The 16740-nt window shown below is 42.3% G+C and carries 14 protein-coding genes; 8 read left to right on the top strand and 6 right to left on the bottom strand.

Going from position 1 to position 16740, the window contains the following annotated elements:
• Positions 1–159 precede the first annotated feature (159 nt).
• Together CYQ88_RS04255 and CYQ88_RS04250 are read right to left on the bottom strand one after the other, a co-directional pair.
• Positions 160–369 (bottom strand): cold-shock protein, encoded by a 210-nt coding sequence (locus CYQ88_RS04255; RefSeq protein WP_101840108.1) that lies wholly within the window; start codon positions 367–369, stop codon positions 160–162.
• 173 nt (positions 370–542) lie between these two features.
• The gene (locus CYQ88_RS04250) at positions 543–1541 is read right to left on the bottom strand and encodes a DUF523 and DUF1722 domain-containing protein (RefSeq protein ID WP_101840107.1); all 999 of its coding nucleotides are present in this window, start codon (positions 1539–1541) and stop codon (positions 543–545) included.
• Between the two features lie 99 nt (positions 1542–1640).
• Between CYQ88_RS04250 and hemH the strand changes: the two genes are divergently transcribed.
• From hemH to CYQ88_RS04225, 5 genes are all read left to right on the top strand, one after another.
• Positions 1641–2801: a ferrochelatase gene (gene hemH / locus CYQ88_RS04245; RefSeq protein WP_101840106.1), complete on the top strand. Its 1161-nt coding sequence runs from the start codon at positions 1641–1643 to the stop codon at positions 2799–2801.
• Between the two features lie 267 nt (positions 2802–3068).
• Complete coding sequence (locus CYQ88_RS04240) at positions 3069–4403, top strand: DUF2202 domain-containing protein (RefSeq protein ID WP_101840105.1); 1335 nt, start codon at positions 3069–3071, stop codon at positions 4401–4403.
• Between the two features lie 123 nt (positions 4404–4526).
• Positions 4527–5252 carry a hypothetical protein gene (locus CYQ88_RS04235; RefSeq protein WP_101840104.1) on the top strand — a complete coding sequence of 242 codons (726 nt, stop codon included), beginning with the start codon at positions 4527–4529 and terminating at the stop codon, positions 5250–5252.
• Between the two features lie 16 nt (positions 5253–5268).
• Complete coding sequence (locus tag CYQ88_RS04230; protein WP_101840103.1) at positions 5269–6120, top strand: DUF6502 family protein; 852 nt, start codon at positions 5269–5271, stop codon at positions 6118–6120.
• Positions 6107–7093, top strand: a complete 987-nt coding sequence (locus tag CYQ88_RS04225; protein ID WP_101840102.1) for a DUF5666 domain-containing protein — start codon at positions 6107–6109, stop codon at positions 7091–7093. Before CYQ88_RS04230 ends, CYQ88_RS04225 begins: the two co-directional genes overlap by 14 nt.
• 12 nt (positions 7094–7105) lie before the next feature.
• On the opposite strand, the gene folM is transcribed toward CYQ88_RS04225, so the two are convergent.
• From folM to CYQ88_RS04210, 3 genes are read right to left on the bottom strand one after another with little or no spacing between them, the layout of a single operon-like run.
• Positions 7106–7813: a dihydromonapterin reductase gene (folM, locus tag CYQ88_RS04220; protein ID WP_233188808.1), complete on the bottom strand. Its 708-nt coding sequence runs from the start codon at positions 7811–7813 to the stop codon at positions 7106–7108.
• A gap of 11 nt (positions 7814–7824) precedes the next feature.
• Positions 7825–10023: a response regulator gene (locus CYQ88_RS04215; protein ID WP_101840100.1), complete on the bottom strand. Its 2199-nt coding sequence runs from the start codon at positions 10021–10023 to the stop codon at positions 7825–7827.
• A gap of 6 nt (positions 10024–10029) precedes the next feature.
• Entirely contained in the window at positions 10030–11175 is a 1146-nt protein-coding gene (locus CYQ88_RS04210; protein ID WP_101840099.1) for an FIST signal transduction protein, read from the bottom strand.
• A gap of 278 nt (positions 11176–11453) precedes the next feature.
• Here CYQ88_RS04210 and CYQ88_RS04205 point away from each other — a divergent pair, with 278 nt between their 5' ends.
• The 3 genes from CYQ88_RS04205 (at position 11454) to ppa (ending at position 13898) form a co-directional block, all read left to right on the top strand.
• Positions 11454–12194 (top strand): carbonic anhydrase, encoded by a 741-nt coding sequence (locus CYQ88_RS04205; protein WP_101840098.1) that lies wholly within the window; start codon positions 11454–11456, stop codon positions 12192–12194.
• A gap of 116 nt (positions 12195–12310) precedes the next feature.
• The gene (locus tag CYQ88_RS04200) at positions 12311–13285 is read left to right on the top strand and encodes a class 1 fructose-bisphosphatase (RefSeq protein WP_101840097.1); all 975 of its coding nucleotides are present in this window, start codon (positions 12311–12313) and stop codon (positions 13283–13285) included.
• Positions 13286–13364: 79 nt separating this feature from the next.
• Positions 13365–13898 (top strand): inorganic diphosphatase, encoded by a 534-nt coding sequence (gene ppa, locus CYQ88_RS04195; RefSeq protein WP_101840096.1) that lies wholly within the window; start codon positions 13365–13367, stop codon positions 13896–13898.
• A gap of 69 nt (positions 13899–13967) precedes the next feature.
• Here the strand turns inward: ppa and glnE are convergent, their stop codons facing one another.
• Positions 13968–16733: a bifunctional [glutamate--ammonia ligase]-adenylyl-L-tyrosine phosphorylase/[glutamate--ammonia-ligase] adenylyltransferase gene (glnE, locus tag CYQ88_RS04190; RefSeq protein WP_101840095.1), complete on the bottom strand. Its 2766-nt coding sequence runs from the start codon at positions 16731–16733 to the stop codon at positions 13968–13970.
• Positions 16734–16740 lie beyond the last annotated feature (7 nt).

Here is a 16740-nt window from a genome sequence, read left to right as displayed (position 1 = left end):
ACACTAACACTTAGACATTACAGAAAATTCAAACAATCCTAAGCCATAACGGACAAAAACGATTGGACTGAACCAAATTTAGAAGAAACTAATGAGAATTGGAGAGAAAAATAGAGAAAAACCCTTCAATGAAGATTCAGTAAAGGGCTTGAGAGGATTTTACTGAGCAGTAACGTTTTCTGCTTGAGGCCCTTTTTGACCCTGTGTAACTTCCATGGTTACTGTTTGGCCTTCCATCAATGACTTACGACCAGTACCGTTTATGGCTGAAAAATGAACAAAGACATCTTTTCCACCTTCTTGTTCGATGAATCCAAAACCTTTTTCATCATTGAACCATTTGACTGTACCTGTAACTAACTCTGACATGCTTTTTCCTTATATAACAAATAATTAAAACCAAAGCATCATTCGTCAAATGTTCTACTGAACTTTCTCAGAAATAGACTTTAGCAATTTCATTATAATGAAAAAAGGTTAGAAAAATAAGTATTTATCATTTTTTTTAAAAAAAATTTAACCCGGCTTTTTCTTATCGAAATCTATCGATAGGCTGTGGTTTTTGAACGTAAAGCGAGATCAGCGGGATATGGATCTAAAATCACTTGCGTCGATAAATAATCTGAACCATAGTGCTGTAGAAACTGCTGCAACAATTTAATCACCGCGATTAACGGAATAATTTGCTGACGAAATTCTTCTCTGGATTCAATATACAAGTGTTTTTCTTGGTCTGACAACGACTTTTTAAAATAGCCATAGATATGATCTAACACATTAATCATCCCACCCACTTGCGTTCGACACGCTAACGCTGCCTGTAATTTTTTTTCATAGGCTTTTAACTGTTCAGTTCGGTTTTGAGCGGTTGCATTAGCAACTAGCGGTCCCATTTCACGATATGTTACCTCTGATTTCGAAAGCAGCAAATATTTATGATCACGATGAAACGCTTGAAATTGGGCAATACTGGGGTCAGACTGCAAAAAGTTTCGCCAACGTGCCAGTGTGTAAAGACGTAACATAAAATTTTCTCTTAACCAAGCATCCTGCAACCGACCTTCATCCTCTATCGCTAAACTAGGCGCTTCTTTAACCAGGCTTTGCGTAAAAAGTCCCTGCCCCATTTTATCTTGAGAGCCAAACCACTCTCCAGTGGGTCGGTAGTGCTTAATTCGCTCCAAGCCACAAGTTGGTGAGCGCGATTTAACAATGACACCATCTAAATTTTGTTTTAAAAGATTGGGAATAATCTTGTCGATATAGTGTTGCAAAGCATCTGTCACATCTTCTTGAGTGCGGGTTCCCCTAACCCGTATCTGACCATCGACATCCACTAACCGAATCGTTTCTCTTGGAACACCCAATACAGGGGCTTCAGGGCAAAATGGGAAAAATTTTGCATAAGACTCTAATGATTGATTAATAAAGTCTTCTTGAGCGTGCCCGCCATTATATCGACATTCCGTACCGCGCAGACAATCTGAAACAGCCAGTCTTAATTGCGGGTAAGCTTCATTTGACCAACTATACTGCACCATATTTATCCCCTCATGTTATACAGCAATTGTACAACAATATTGACCAATATTTGGTATGATTGGCATCCTCTTTTTTGCGGATTTAAGTGAGACATTTATATGGCCTATAAAAATTATACTGCTTATCAACATGGTACCGAGCCTGCCGTAGGGGTTTTGATTACCAACCTAGGCACACCCGATGCGCCAACCAAACAAGCCTTAAAGCCTTATTTAAAAGAGTTTTTGATGGATCCTCGCGTGGTTGAACCACCACCAGCACGCTGGCTATGGAAAACGATCCTAAATCTAATTATCTTAAACACGCGCCCCGCCAAATCCGCTGAAGCCTATCAAGAAGTTTGGGGGCATTATGGCGAAGGATCACCACTATTAGACATTGGCAATCAACAATTAAGTGCTCTTCAACAAAAGGTGTCTAACGCTTTTCATGGGCGTGTTGAATTTGCACTGGGCATGCGTTACGGCAACCCTTCTATCGCTGACGCACTTAAATCTCTGCAAGAACGCAATGTACAAAAACTGCTGGTATTACCACTTTATCCGCAATATGCCGCAGCCACAACGGCATCAACATTTGATGCGGTCACCTCAGAGCTACAAAACTGGCGCTGGTTGCCCGATTTCCGTTTTATCAAAAACTATCATAAACATCCTGGCTATATTAAAGCACTGGCCAATAGCATTCGTGAACATCAAGCTGAACACGGCAAACCAGATTTATTAATTCTGTCTTATCATGGTATTCCGCAGCGTTATTACAACAATGGCGACCCTTATCCTTGCGAATGCCATGCTACTTCGCGTTTGGTCGCTGAAGAGCTGGGACTATCTGATCAAGACTATAAAGTGACTTTCCAATCGCTGTTTGGAAAAGAAGAATGGGTTAAACCTTACACAGATGCCACCTTAAAAAGCCTACCCGCCCAAGGCGTTAAGCATGTACAAGTCATTTGCCCTGGGTTTTCGGCGGACTGTTTAGAAACCATTGAAGAAATTGACCAGGAAAATCGTGGCTATTTTGAAAGTGCAGGCGGCGAACAATACAGTTATATTCCCGCTTTAAACGCCAGAGAAGATCACACCGACATGTTGGCTGCGTTAATTTTACAACATAGCCAAGGCTGGCCAGAAAGAGATGGCTTCGACGTTGCACAGGCAGAAGCCGAACGCAAAATTCAAGCAGAACGAGCTGAAGGCCTAAAACACTCGCTTATCACCGAATTTGGTAAAGATATTATTTATCCAAACACGAAATAACCCCTCCTCAAAATTCTACTCGCTTTTTTCAAGACAGAACCAGAGCATTTCAAAGCACAAAACAACCAGGCCTGGTTGTTTTGCATGCCAACAACTTCTATTTACCACATTTAATCCATCACTCTAGGCACAGCCACTCTCTGAAAATGATCAACCTCGATCCATAAAATGTAAATATTTTACTTTTTTATTGACTCGCTCATTAATCCAACTACAATATGAAATGTAATATATTTACATTTATACAAAAACAAGGAGCACTCCATCATGTTTTCCAACCCATCAAAACACCTAGGTATGCCTACAATTATCAGCTTAGCGCTACTAACTGCCTGCACCAACCCGAATAGCTCATCCAGTTCTCTTGATATTTCAACAACAGATATCGTTGCAGAAAGAGGCCCGTTACTAAATGCGGTATTACAAGACGCAACAGGCAGTCGTGCGGAAGCGATCGGACAGGGTGTATACCGCTTTTCGGGCGAGATCCAATACCCTATCGAAACTACCGGTGGCATTATTGACTTGAATCGCAATAGTATTATTGATGAAGGCGATCTCAAAACAAATGGCATTAAACTAAAAGCCAATAGTGGCAAAGTCGTCACAATCGCCACTACCTTAGCCGGAAACGAAGTCCTCAAACAAAAATTAATTTCAGATCTCAACTTATCTGAAGACACTATTTTTAGTCAAACGCCCTCTTCCGATAAAGCTATAGCAGCCTTGAGCGACGAAGTCTTTAAGTATTGCATCGAAAATAATATTACTGATGCAGCAACGATTGCTGAAGCACAATGGGAAACGATTTTAATCCCGATTCAAAATCGTATTGATCGCTACACCCTCTCACCTCAACCAGCATCTGAATTAGAACAAGACTTGGTCACTAATGAACTTTCAGGTCAGGTTTTACCCTTGTTGCCATCCGATGCAGATTACCTTAATGGCATAACCTCACAAGGAACCAGCCTGGATACAACTTTAGCCAGTTTGCCGAATTATGCCCTAGACAATACACAAAAACGTTCACTGGCTTATTTATGGAATGAAGAAAAAATGGCGAAGGATCTCTATCTCGCGCTCAATCAGATATACCCAAGTAATACTCTGAATAACATTGCAAACAATGCTGAATCTCAACACCAATTGACCATGGAGTCTTTGTTGCAGAAGTACAACATTGATATTGAACATTATGACGATGAAAACTATTCATACACTCAAAGCGTATTAGACAATTACGCCGCTGGCAACTACGCGCTTTCCGACATCCAATCACTCTACGATAGCCTTTATGCAACGGGGATAAGCTCCGCACAAGCGAGCCTAGAAGTAGGTTGTCAAGTTGAAGTCACGGATATAGATGATCTAACACAACAAATTGAAATTGCAGGTGATGCTCAAGATTTGAAAATGGTATTTGAAAATCTACGTCGAGGTAGTTACAACCATTATTGGGCCTTTGATAATGCACTAAAAAAACAAGGTGTTACCGATGGGTGTTGCTCTTTAGGTACTGACTTCTGCCATCCTGAATATCCAATTCAAAAAAATGACCAACCGACCATTAGGAGTGGTAATGGCAAAGGGAAACACTAATTACAGCATATGGTTACTGACAAAAAGATGTAAATAATTTACATAAACCGCCATTCCAACCCAAAAATTGGTAGAATGGCGGTGGTTACTCTGATTACCAAGCCAAGGTTAGTGATAAATTAAATGCCCACTCATCAACCAAAACTTTATCTGCTGCTGAGCAGCTTGCTATGGACACCCAATGCTCAATCCGCAGATCAAACCATATCCCGTATCTCAACGGGCATATTTTATAGTCAGGGACAAAGCCAAGAAACAGCCTTGTCACACACCACTAGTTTTGCAATTCCCTATTTAATTTCAATCCAACACCAACGTTTTTATACCGCGATCAGTAGCTATTGGGCGCAACTCAGAGCCCCAACTTTGACAGATAATACCTTTGAAAACTCAGCAGGCCTGGGCGATTTATCGCTCGCTATTGGCTATAACCTGACGAAAGATGGCAGCTGGCGTTTTCAAGTAAAAGAGAAATTCGCAACGGACGATAGCGAATTTAGCTCTGGAAAAAATGATACCGCATTTCAACTTGATTATTTTTCCAGCCCGCATCCACAGCGTTTTATGTTTTACACACTTGGCTACGAATGGATTGGCAAAGTCCAAGCTTTAAACATGCAAAACAGCCTGTATAGCTCAATAGGACTTGGTCAAGTCCTCACATCGGCGACCACACTTAGCCTGTCATTTGACTATTTTCAGAGCCGTTATACCGAACTGGATGATACTTTTAACTTATCCCTATCAGCTAATTACGCCTTTAATTCAAGCTGGTCGATCTCTGGATTTAGCAGTTACGATACTAGCAATACCTATGGCATCGGCGCTTCAATCGTCAGAACCTTTTAACTTAAGAGACCTATTGATGACTACGGATTTTGAAACACAAGAAACAGCCTTAATTAAAGCCGTTAGAAAAATGCTGAAGCCATTAGTGCGGCTATTAATTCAACAAAATATCACTTTTGTTGGCTTGCAAAATTTATTAAAGCGCACCTATATTGAAGTCGCCGAAAAATCCTTTTGCTTAAAAAACAAAAAACTCACCGATAGTCGTATTAGCTTGCTCACGGGTATTCATCGTGCTGATGTAAAACGCATTCGCAACGAGGATACTGATCAAATTACGGAAAAGGAAATCAAGGCTGGGTTAAGCGCTCAAATTATTGCAAAATGGACTGGTGACCCAGATTATCTTGATTCTAATCAACTCCCCAAACCACTATTAAAATCGAGATCAACAGAAAAAAATATAGCCAACTTTGAGGACCTAGTGCTGTCGGTTTCCAAAGATAAGCATCCTCGATCACTGATGGACGAATGGCTTAATCAAGGTATTATCGAAATGAAAAACGAACAAAATCAGGAGTGGATTTTTCTCACAGAGAAAGGCTATGTCCCCGAAGCTGATCTTGAAGAAAAATTGTTTTTTGCAGGAAAGAATATCGGGGAACATCTAGAGGTCATTGCCAACAACTTGTCAAACAATGCTCAACCGTTATTTGATCGCGCGGTTTACTACGATCACTTAACGCAACAAAGCCTAGACGAATTGGAGGCGCTGGCTAAAGAAAAACTATTGCAGGTGTTGATGGAAATTAATCAAAAAGCCAATGCCTTACAAACAGCTGAAAAATCAAAGCCCGAAGCCTTGCATGCGTTTCATTTGGGAGCATATTTCAACAAACACCAAGACCCTAATCATGAAAATATCTAGCTTCTGCAACCTAGCATTTTGGCTAATCGTACTTCAGCTAACCGCCTGTCAATCAGCCCAAACACTCAGTGAATCTGGGTTTGGTGGCACTGGCTCACCCGTGATCGCTCAGCTTGACGATACCAGCGGATTTGGAGGCACCGGTCACAGTTCTTCTGGCTTTGGCGGAACCGGTATTATTGGCACAGTTGAAGCATTTGGCAGCATCTGGGTCAATGGCATTGAAATCGGTTATGGGGATCAAACCCGCATCGTTTCTAACTTATCTTCAACCGACACCTTGAAATTGGGACAACAAGTTATTTTAGAAACTTTGCCCCTTGAAGATAAAACCTTGACAGGCGAAATTTATATCCACTATCCAATCGCGGGTCAAATTACTGCAATCTCTGACAACACCATTATTGTGAACCATCAGCATCAAATTCACTTTACTCAACAAGGACATCAAGATAAAGGGCTTAAACTGACCACAGGAAACTATATTGCGATCAACGGCTTCAAAAATTCAGATCAAAGCTGGACAGCAACTCGATTGAACCATAACCCGCTGCAAAAGTCCTTCTATCAACCCGAACCCCAATTATCGTTGAGTCAAACCGTGTCACGCTGGATTGTTGAACCAAACCTTATCCAGCACAACCCTTGGTCAATACTGCGGTCTCTAAAACGCAGTGCAACCCAAGAAAATATTCAGGGCAGCCACAAAATGCAAAAATCTAGCTCAAAACACAAATTTTATCAATTTAACAACCCCATTCACCGCACCCCAAAGCCTGCCACAGATCCGACTTTGTTACCTCACCAACAAAGGCTTTCCGCATTACAAAACCAGACCAGACAACTGAAGCAAATGCAACATGAACACAATGTAATCCACCAACAACAAAAGGCTCTTCAACGTCAAAAAATACAGGCTCAACAGAAAATGATTCAAGACACAAAAATAGCTAGACAGCCAACTCGACATTAGCAGCAAGAGAGTTTAATGGTTTAAACACTGACCCAACTCTAACCGTGTGGCGGTTGAGGTTTGACTATTTAAAAGATATTGCACCGACTGCCAAATACCCTCCAAACCAATTTGTTGAGGAATGGCACTTTCTGCTAAACGTGCCGCCCTTTGAATTTCGGTATCTCGGTCATTAAAAATAACCAGGCCTGGTGCTAATACATTTAATTTCACCTTGGGCGCCCAAGCTTTAGCCAAGCTTTTCGTCATGGTTTCTAAAGCGGATTTGGACGCCAAATAGCCGCTGTATTCTGAATGGCCTGTTGACACTCGTGCATCGGAAAGGGCAATCACATCAGATGATTGCGCCTGACTGGCACACAATAACGGATAACACGCCATATTAATTTGATAAGGGGCAGAAACATGTACTCTTAATAAATCCTCCAGCAAAGTAGGAACTTCCGCTATTTGCGAATCAGTAACCCAAATCGATGCATTATGAATCACCGCTCTCAGACTTTGCACTTGACGAGGAAGTGCTTTTAAAAAAGCATCCAAGCTGTCCGTATCGTTAAAATCAACCTGAAACCCTAAAGCGCCTTTGGATTTTAGTACATCGACAGAGGGTCGATATTGGCGATAAGTAAACACCACGGGTTGACCCTGTTCCAGAAATTGCTCGGCCAAATATAGTCCGATACGCTGACCTGCTCCTGTAATTAAAATGGCCTCTTGCACCAAATCTCCCCTTAAATCCAATGCTCTAATGCCGCAGTTAACTTGCTAAGATTAATGGGCTTGGTTAAATAATCATTCATGCCGGCCTGGATACATTTTTCTCGATCCCCTTCCATGGCATTAGCCGTCAGGCCAATAATGGGCACTTTTTGACCTTTATCTCCCCCTTCTCGAATCTGATGGGTTGCAATATAGCCATCCATTATGGGCATTTGACAGTCCATCAATACCAAATCGTAATGTCCCGTCTCAAAGACGTCCACCCCTTCCTGTCCATTTTGAGCGATATCGACCTGATACCCTAGTTTTTCAAGAATTTTAGTCGCAACCACTTGATTCACATGGTTATCTTCCACCACTAAAATATGCTTATGCTGTGACTCCTGTTGAAGACGAACTGGACTTGGCTGCGAAGTTAAAGAACCAGCATTCTGCTGAACAGTCCCGTTGTTTAACACTCTAGAAACCACTTCACGTAAAATACTTTGGCGCAATGGTTTCCGTAAACAATAATCAAACAACTCCTTCGATTCTTCACTCCAATGATTGGAATAATGTGACGAAGCCATAATTAGTTTTATATCGGTACAGCTACTTAACTGTCGCATTAGTTGAGCCAACTCAATACCATTCATACCAGGCATTTGCATATCCAGAACCCCCAAATCAAACCGTTCTCCTTTAGCATGGTAAGCATTAATGAGTTTTAAAGCATCCGCGCCCGAATGCGCTATGACAGGTCTTAAACCCCACGCCCTAAGCTGCTTTTCCAAAACTTGGCAGTTGGTCTGATTATCATCGACAATCATCACACGTTGCTGCTGAAATGTCTCGGCCTGTAATTGTTGGTCTTGCTGTATTTTTTCGAGATTCGTTTCTTCTAGAGGGAGTTCAAACCAGAATAAACTTCCTTCATTCAGCTTACTTTCCACTCCAATCTGACCGCCCATCAGTTCAATCAGCTGTTTGGTAATACTTAAGCCTAGGCCAGTTCCGCCATAACGGCGAGTGGTAGAACCATCTGCTTGAGAAAAGGGTTGAAAAAGCTTCTGCTGTTGATCTTGGCTGACCCCTATTCCGGTATCTCTTATCTCAAATCGAACACGATTAACCTGTGAAGACACACTCAATTTTTTTGCAATGACTGAGACTTCGCCTGTTTCAGTAAATTTAATGGCATTTCCAATCAGGTTAATAAGTATCTGGCGAATCCGTATCGGATCTCCTACCACCCAACGGGGCACTTCCGGAGAGGGAGCCACAATAAACTCAAGGTCTTTTTGGCTAAATTGCATACCAAAAATTTCAGAAACATCTTCAAACAGTTCATACAAATCAAAGCTGACTTTTTCAGTTTCCATCTGACCTGCTTCAATTTTTGAAAAGTCTAAGATGTCATTGATAATCGCCAACAAAGCCTCACCCGAACGCTTAATCGTTCCTGCCAGCTCATGTTGTTCTGTCGTTAAATCTTCATCACTCAATAAACTGGACACCCCAATAATGCCGTTCAAAGGGGTCCGAATTTCATGACTCATAGTCGCCAGAAATTCTGATTTGGCTTTTGAACCGGCCTCGGCTTGTTGTTTGGCTTGGGCTAATTCACGTTCGTAAGCTTTTTGAGAAGAAATATCTCGGAATAACAACGCAATCGACGAAACATTATCGTTTTGTTTGATGGGCGAAAGCACAATCGAAACTGGAATTTTTGCACCCTTTTGGCCTAATAATTGAGCTGATTCAGACACCACCGCTTGACCCGCTATTAATTCGGCTTTTAGCCTTTCTGGATTTTGCTCGTAGCCCGAAATGGCAAACGTTTCAAAAATATTGACCTGAGAAAGTTGATTTTGTTGAACACCAAACAAGGATAAGGCGGCATCATTGGCATATTGAAACTGACAGGCCAAATCCAACTCGCACACACCATCATTGAGCGACTCTAAAATGGCTTTAAACTTTTTCTCTTGCGCCTGCAATTCAACAGCACTATGGCGGCGAATTTCATCATGCAATTGGCGCATTTCATCGGAGGATATTTGTAAAGAACGCTCCATCATATAACGATCTTGATCGTAATCATGAAACATTTGATTAATGCGCTCTAGCAATTTTTGCCAGACTACATCAGATGGCGCTTCTGTTTCAGTAATTTTAAGGCGCTTTAGTAATCGAGCCAAAGCACTGTGCCTTTTGGACGTCTCTAGCATAATAAATTACACTTCCCGGAAGGTTGTCAATGTCATCGTTTGATTATGCAAACTACAACGACCATTGGATAATGGTGATAACTCACCATAAGAATAGAAACCAATCTGTTGTGTATTGTCAGGTAGCGCCTCTAAAACCACCTCAACCTCTTCTTCAACTCGTCCCTTTAAGATCAAGCGACGGCCAACACAACTAATCGCAATAGATAACACTGGCTCATCAGATTCAGACCATCCAACCGACTCTGCGGCTGAAAAAGCTCCATCAATCAATCGATCAAAGTTTGCTTTCATTAATTGAACTCGAGCGCCCTCTGGCACATCTCCAGCAAAGATCAAGCTCTTTTTGTCCTCGTCGATTTGAACAATGGTTCTTACCAAAAAAGCCCCATCATCCCCGACGAGGGAAAGTGGATAAAGTAAAGCAGTACTCGGTAACCCCTCGGCTAAATCGCCTAAATAGGTTTTATATAAGTCTAACGCTGGCGTTCCATCAAACTCAAACACCTCATTTTCAACGGACTTTGTTACCAACCGCTCTGGGCCAAATACATCCCAGCCGCCTTGGGAGCCATAGCCCATTTGAAAAGCATCACCATAAAAGCCGATCGCAATCACCTGGCCTGACCGCCATTTATGATTAGCCAATACATGTGTTGTTTCAAATCGCGGTCCGTCTCCCATTAATCCACCCGTTATTAAGACATTTGGCGCCTGCTCAACCAGCCCCTTTGAAAGCTGAGTGCCATTGACATTCAAGCCATCCGACAACACAAATACGCCTTTGAGCGGGAACTCTTCAGATGACTTGTCAGTCAACTGCATAGACAAGCTCGTACCCAACGCATAACTGTCCGCATAATCATCCACATTGGTGATCGCCACTTCAAAACGCGTTTTTTCTAATTGCAACAATGCCACGACAACAGAACCATCCTTTACCTCTGACCCCAAAACTTCTCCCGCGCTTGACCCTCCGACAAAAGTCACGTCAGGAAAAGATCGAAAAAGCGTCTTTAAAATATCAGGAATGCCATCAAGCTGGTTATCTGCAAAAACCAACCCTAGCGTGTTAGGCGTATTCATTGCGGTTAGGGTTGTTAAATCATGTGACCATTGTTGATCTAAATATTCAAATGTCGAAATTTTCATGGCCACCCCCAAATGTGACTGTTTTATAACCGAATAATTTCATATTTTATCTAAAAATGACTATAACATAATAAGTTTGTCGCATTACGTTCGACTCAATCCCTATCTAGAGTTTCCGTCATACCTCCGGATTAAACACTTTAATAAAAAGCGTTGCTTGTCTATAATAAAACCCTTGCCCATTAATCGAGAATCATCTACTTTTGAAACACAAAATTCTATTGATACTTGCCTGTTGGTTCATCTTGTCAGGCTGCGATAATAATGGTACTGCACCAATGACCACTTGGAGCTTTTCAGGAAGTAATGGCCCAGAATTTTGGCACTTGGTCGTGGATACCAATGGCGAACCTTATTCCACCTGTAAATACAGCCAAACGCAATCGCCCATCGATATTCCAGCAGCCTCACTCGCGACCACCAATCTGACAAATGTGGATTTTCAATATCAGACAACCGATGTAAAAAGCACGAATCTAGGCTATAGCATTTATGGATTTAATATCCAGACAGACCCTAACAGCCAAAATCAAACTGCCACCAATCAAATTGTCGTGAATGGCACGGCGTCTGAACTAGAACAAATTCATTTACATACGCCAAGCGAACATAGAATTGATGGCAAACTGTTTGATGGCTCCATGCACTTTGTTCATAAAGACGCTAATGGTGTCTATACCTTTGTTGCGGTATTACTGCAAGTCGGGGAAAGAAATTCCAATATCGCCACTCTGATTGAACATCTTCCAGATTCAGTACTATTGGAAAATGTACCCACCTTTAATTTTGATATTACCACTCTGTTACCCATAGAATCTGAAAGAGCTACCTACCGCTATACGGGCTCTTTCACGGTACCACCCTGTACTGAGAATGTAAAATGGATCATTATGCAAACCCCGCTTGAGCTGTCACAAGATCAGCTTGAGGTGTTTCAAACCCTATTTGACGGCAATACCCGCCCAACCCAACCGATAAATGACCGGATCATCCAAGCGGATAATACCCCTTCCATCTAGCATCATGAACAGTAACGCGCTAATACAGCCAATCCGGCATTGTTCAACTTGAATTTTTTGCGTTTCACTGCTATGATGGCGCAAATTTTTGACCTTAAATTAAAGAGAGACTACTCATGAAAAGATTAGACCAAGTGTTGGCTAACGATGGTGTTCCAGCAGATTTAGAACTGGTTATTGACCATATTATGTTCGCTTGTAAAGACATCGCTTTCAAACTAAGACAAGGCGAATTAGCCGGCATCTTAGGCTCAACTGAAGATGAAAACGTCCAAGGTGAAACCCAGAAAAAATTAGATGTTATCTCAAATGATTTATTAAAAGATATTCTAGTCAGTAACCCTTATGTAAAGGGTGTTGGTTCTGAAGAAGAAGATTACACCATTGCTGGGAATAACGATGGCAAATTCCTTGTCACATTTGATCCGTTAGATGGGTCTTCTAACATTGACGTTAACCTTTCTGTCGGTACCATCTTCTCTATCCTAGAAGCACCTGCCGATAATCGTTCTGGCGATCAGCAAGAAGTCTTTTTGCAAACAGGTCGCAAGCAAGTTGCTGCTGGCTACGTGCTTTATGGCCCTTCTGTTATTTTGGTGATGACAACAGGGAACGGCGTTAACTTCTTTACCCTAGACACCACTATTGGCGAATTCACTTTGACTAAACGCGGCGTAACCATTCCTGAAGATACTTCAGAATTTGCGATCAACATGTCAAACCAACGTTTCTGGGAACCAGAAATGAAGCAATATATTGACGATTGTTTACAAGGTGAAGAAGGCCCTCTTGCTAAGCGTTACAACATGCGTTGGGTTGCATCAATGGTTGCTGAAGTTCACCGTATTTTGGTTCGCGGTGGGATCTTTATGTACCCTTATGACAACCGTGACCCTTCAAAAGCAGGTAAATTACGCCTAATGTATGAAGGAAATCCTATGTCAATGCTAGTTGAACAAGCTGGTGGTGCATCTTCGACTGGTCGCATGGATATTATGGATGTTGAACCTAAAGGGATTCATGACCGTGTACCGGTTGTTCTAGGTTCTAAAAACGAAGTGGCGAAAGTTGTTGCTTACCACACCAAGTAATCTATCCCGAACCTTCATAAACTCACCCGCTTAATGCGGGTGTTTTTCGTTTAATACAAACTTTTTAAAGGATATACTCATGGGTTATTCTGCTGTTCCTGCTGGTAAAGATGTACCAAATGACATTAACGTCATCATTGAAATTCCGGCTTTTGCTCCACCGATTAAATATGAAGTCGACAAAGACACGGACTTAGTTTGGGTAGACCGCCTTCAAGGCGCTACCATGCAATATCCGGCCAACTATGGCTATGTCAACGACACCCTATCGAATGATGGCGATCCGGTTGACGTGTTAGTCGTAACACCCCACCCACTCATGATTGGTTCTGTCATTCGTTGTCGTCCGATTGGCATTTTTCACATGACCGACGATGGTGGTGAAGACGCTAAAGTCATTGCGGTGCCAATTGATAAATTGACCCCAATTTATCAAAATGTAGAAAAAGTTGAAGATATTCCATTACTCAAAGAACAGGTTGAACTCTTCTTTAGCCACTACAAAGACATTGAACCTGGAAAATGGGTGAAAGTTGACGGCTGGGGAGATGTTGAAGCTGCCAGAAAAGAAATTCTTGACGGCATCGCACAATATAATGCTTCCAAGAAATAAGCGTTAAAGCGCTCAACCAGACCTGGTTTTCTGCCAGGCCTGGTCATTTTTCTTCAAAAAACCGTTGTTTTAGCTTCCCGACTCCGCTTCCACTTCTGACAACATAACTTTTTGCCAAGCCCCCTTCACCAAAGATTTCTCAGCTAAAAACCAACTTGCCGGAACCAACGCTTTTTCATTTTGCAATGCCAACCGATGATAAGTCGCACGATACTGACGGTAAACTTCTTCCAACGCTTCTACATCTGACTCAGGCAGAATATTGAGTGTTTTAATTTCTTCTAATAACCGAATATTATCAGACCAAGCCGTTAAACACTGAAAGCGATGCGCATAACCTAACACTAAATATTGCACCATAAATTCAATATCGACAATGCCCCCCGATCCTTGCTTTAAATCAAATAACTGTTCATCCGTCTTATCGAGCGATGACTGCATCTTCTGTCGCATTGACACCACTTCTTCACATAAATCCGATAATTGGCGTTCTTGAGTTATAAATTTTGATTTAAATTTTTCATAATTGGATTTCACTGCTTCTGAGCCCACCACCGCGCGAGTCCGAACCAATGCTTGGTGCTCCCAAACCCAGGCCTTATTGCGCTGATAAGCTTCGAATGAGGCTAGATCTGTGACAATCATGCCGCTATTGCCGTTGGGTCTTAGTCGTGTATCCACTTCATACAAAGTACCTGTGGGCATAAAGGTGGTTAGCAAGGAAATAATTTTTTGGGTCATTCGCATAAAATACAAATTATTTTCAAGCGGTTTAGCACCCTGACTTTGATCAGAAGCTTGGACACCATCATAAAGGAAAACAATATCCAAATCTGAGCCATAGCCTAACTCGATACCACCCAATTTGCCATAACCGATAATCATTAATGGCAGATCTTCTGACGAGGTGACACCGCCAGGTAGCCCATTTCGTTTTTGCATAAATTGCCAAGCATATTGAGTCGTCACCTCTAATACGGCTTCCGCGATCCAAGTTAGATAATCACTCACCTTCATAATAGGGAGATGACCGGTAATATCGGCTGCAGCAACTCGAAACACCTGAGCATGCTTCCATTGTCGCAACTGATTCATAAAAGCTTCGTCATCTAATGCGTTTTCGTCTAAAATCGCCATCGCTTCGGCTTTGAGTTCGGTCAGCTTCAATGGTTCATACAAAATGCGCTCATCGAGCAATTGATCCAACAGTGCCGGGTATTTCACCAGCATTTCTGCAGTCCAGGCACTCAGAGAACACAGTTGTAGTAAATGGGGAACCGCTTGTGCATTTTCTTTCAGCAGAACCAAATAAACACTGCGATTCATGACACTACTAATCACTTTTAAAACGCGTTCGAGTGCAACGACCGGATCTTCCACCAGCTTAAGCCCCAGCAAAATTGCGGGCAACACCGCTCTAAATCGGTTCACTGCATCAGCACTAGCATGAGTGTAGGCACGCGAGTTGAAAAATTGATCCAAGACAGCCACCAACTTTTCACTAGAATCTAGCCCAACATCATCCAACATATCTACATCAATCTGACTTCCCAGACAAGCTTCCTTCAAGCTAGCATCCTCTACAGCCTCAGAAGAAGCTGCTTCAGCAAAAACCGTATCAAATTCAGATTGCACAAACTGCAAATGCTCAGTCAAGACTTCAAAAAATGCGTCATAACTGTCAAATCCCATCGAGTTTGCCAAAGCCATTTGCTGATTGGCTTCGGTCGGTAAGTCGTGGGTTTGTTGGTCATTCCACTCTTGAAGACGATTTTCAGCACGCCGTAAAAAGCAATAGGCTTCCAATAACCCCTTCTGCGGAACAGCATCGATATACTGCCTTTCCGATAAAGTTTGTAACATAGGCATTAATTGACGGCCTTGTAACAAAGGATCTCGCCCACCATGCACCAATTGAAATGCCTGAACAATAAATTCAATCTCACGAATACCACCAGGGCCTAACTTGATATTGCGATGCTTATCCTTTTTCTTAACCTCGGCATTAATCATCATTTTTAATTCCCGTAGCGATTCAATCGCCGAGAAATCAACATATTTTCGATAAACAAACGGCCCCAGGATGTCAAACAACTCCACCCCCTTCTCTGGGTCGCCAGCAATCACTCGCGCCTTGACCAACGCATAACGCTCCCAGGCCCGGCCATGAATTTGGTAATAATTTTCCATCTCTGTAAAGCTGACCGCCAACGGACCTGACTGTCCAAAGGGTCGTAACCGCATATCCACTCGGTAAACCATGCCATCATGGGTTAACTCCGTTAAAGACTTATTGACGGCTTGACCTAAACGCGTGAAAAACTGATCATTCGGAATGCTTCTCGCCCCCCCTTGCGTTTGGCCTTTTTCGGGGTAGACAAAGATTAGATCTATGTCCGACGAAAAATTGAGTTCCTGTCCACCTAGCTTGCCCATCCCCAGCACCAGCAAGGTTTGCGGTTCACCTGATTCAGCACCAATCGGCGTGCCCGACTTGACAACCATTTGCTGATAATGCCATTCAACGGTTGAAGCAACCAAACCATCCGCTAGATCGGACAAATCTTGCAAGGTTTCATTTACGATTGCCAAGCCGTTTAAATCTCGAATCGCAATGCGTACCATTTCTGTCCGTCGAATATGGCGTAATTGCTGATTTAATGCTGCCAAACTCTCACTGGCTCCGATCAATTGGGCAATCTGGGATTGAAGTTCTCCAGACTGATAGGCTCTTTGCCAATGTTCAGATGTCAAAAGTTCAGGGAAACGACGCCCCTCTCGCTCAACAAATAAACTCCAGGACTGAATTTTTTCGATGGATACCGGTGTTGTCATTCACTTC

This window comes from Hydrogenovibrio sp. SC-1, from assembly GCF_002848135.1.
Taxonomy (GTDB): domain Bacteria; phylum Pseudomonadota; class Gammaproteobacteria; order Thiomicrospirales; family Thiomicrospiraceae; genus Hydrogenovibrio.
Note: the sequence above shows the minus strand (reverse complement) of the source record. Positions and strands in the feature narration are given on the sequence as shown.

Bases quoted from the DNA above. Each gene is read 5' to 3' on its own strand.
- CYQ88_RS04255 (WP_101840108.1), bottom strand. From the start codon at position 369: ATGTCAGAGTTAGTTACAGGTACAGTCAAATGGTTCAATGATGAAAAA.
- CYQ88_RS04250 (WP_101840107.1), bottom strand. From the start codon at position 1,541: ATGGTGCAGTATAGTTGGTCAAATGAAGCTTACCCGCAATTAAGACTG.
- hemH (WP_101840106.1), top strand. From the start codon at position 1,641: ATGGCCTATAAAAATTATACTGCTTATCAACATGGTACCGAGCCTGCC.
- CYQ88_RS04240 (WP_101840105.1), top strand. From the start codon at position 3,069: ATGTTTTCCAACCCATCAAAACACCTAGGTATGCCTACAATTATCAGC.
- CYQ88_RS04235 (WP_101840104.1), top strand. From the start codon at position 4,527: ATGCCCACTCATCAACCAAAACTTTATCTGCTGCTGAGCAGCTTGCTA.
- CYQ88_RS04230 (WP_101840103.1), top strand. From the start codon at position 5,269: ATGACTACGGATTTTGAAACACAAGAAACAGCCTTAATTAAAGCCGTT.
- CYQ88_RS04225 (WP_101840102.1), top strand. From the start codon at position 6,107: ATGAAAATATCTAGCTTCTGCAACCTAGCATTTTGGCTAATCGTACTT.
- CYQ88_RS04215 (WP_101840100.1), bottom strand. From the start codon at position 10,023: ATGCTAGAGACGTCCAAAAGGCACAGTGCTTTGGCTCGATTACTAAAG.
- CYQ88_RS04210 (WP_101840099.1), bottom strand. From the start codon at position 11,175: ATGAAAATTTCGACATTTGAATATTTAGATCAACAATGGTCACATGAT.
- CYQ88_RS04205 (WP_101840098.1), top strand. From the start codon at position 11,454: ATGACCACTTGGAGCTTTTCAGGAAGTAATGGCCCAGAATTTTGGCAC.
- CYQ88_RS04200 (WP_101840097.1), top strand. From the start codon at position 12,311: ATGAAAAGATTAGACCAAGTGTTGGCTAACGATGGTGTTCCAGCAGAT.
- ppa (WP_101840096.1), top strand. From the start codon at position 13,365: ATGGGTTATTCTGCTGTTCCTGCTGGTAAAGATGTACCAAATGACATT.
- glnE (WP_101840095.1), bottom strand. From the start codon at position 16,733: ATGACAACACCGGTATCCATCGAAAAAATTCAGTCCTGGAGTTTATTT.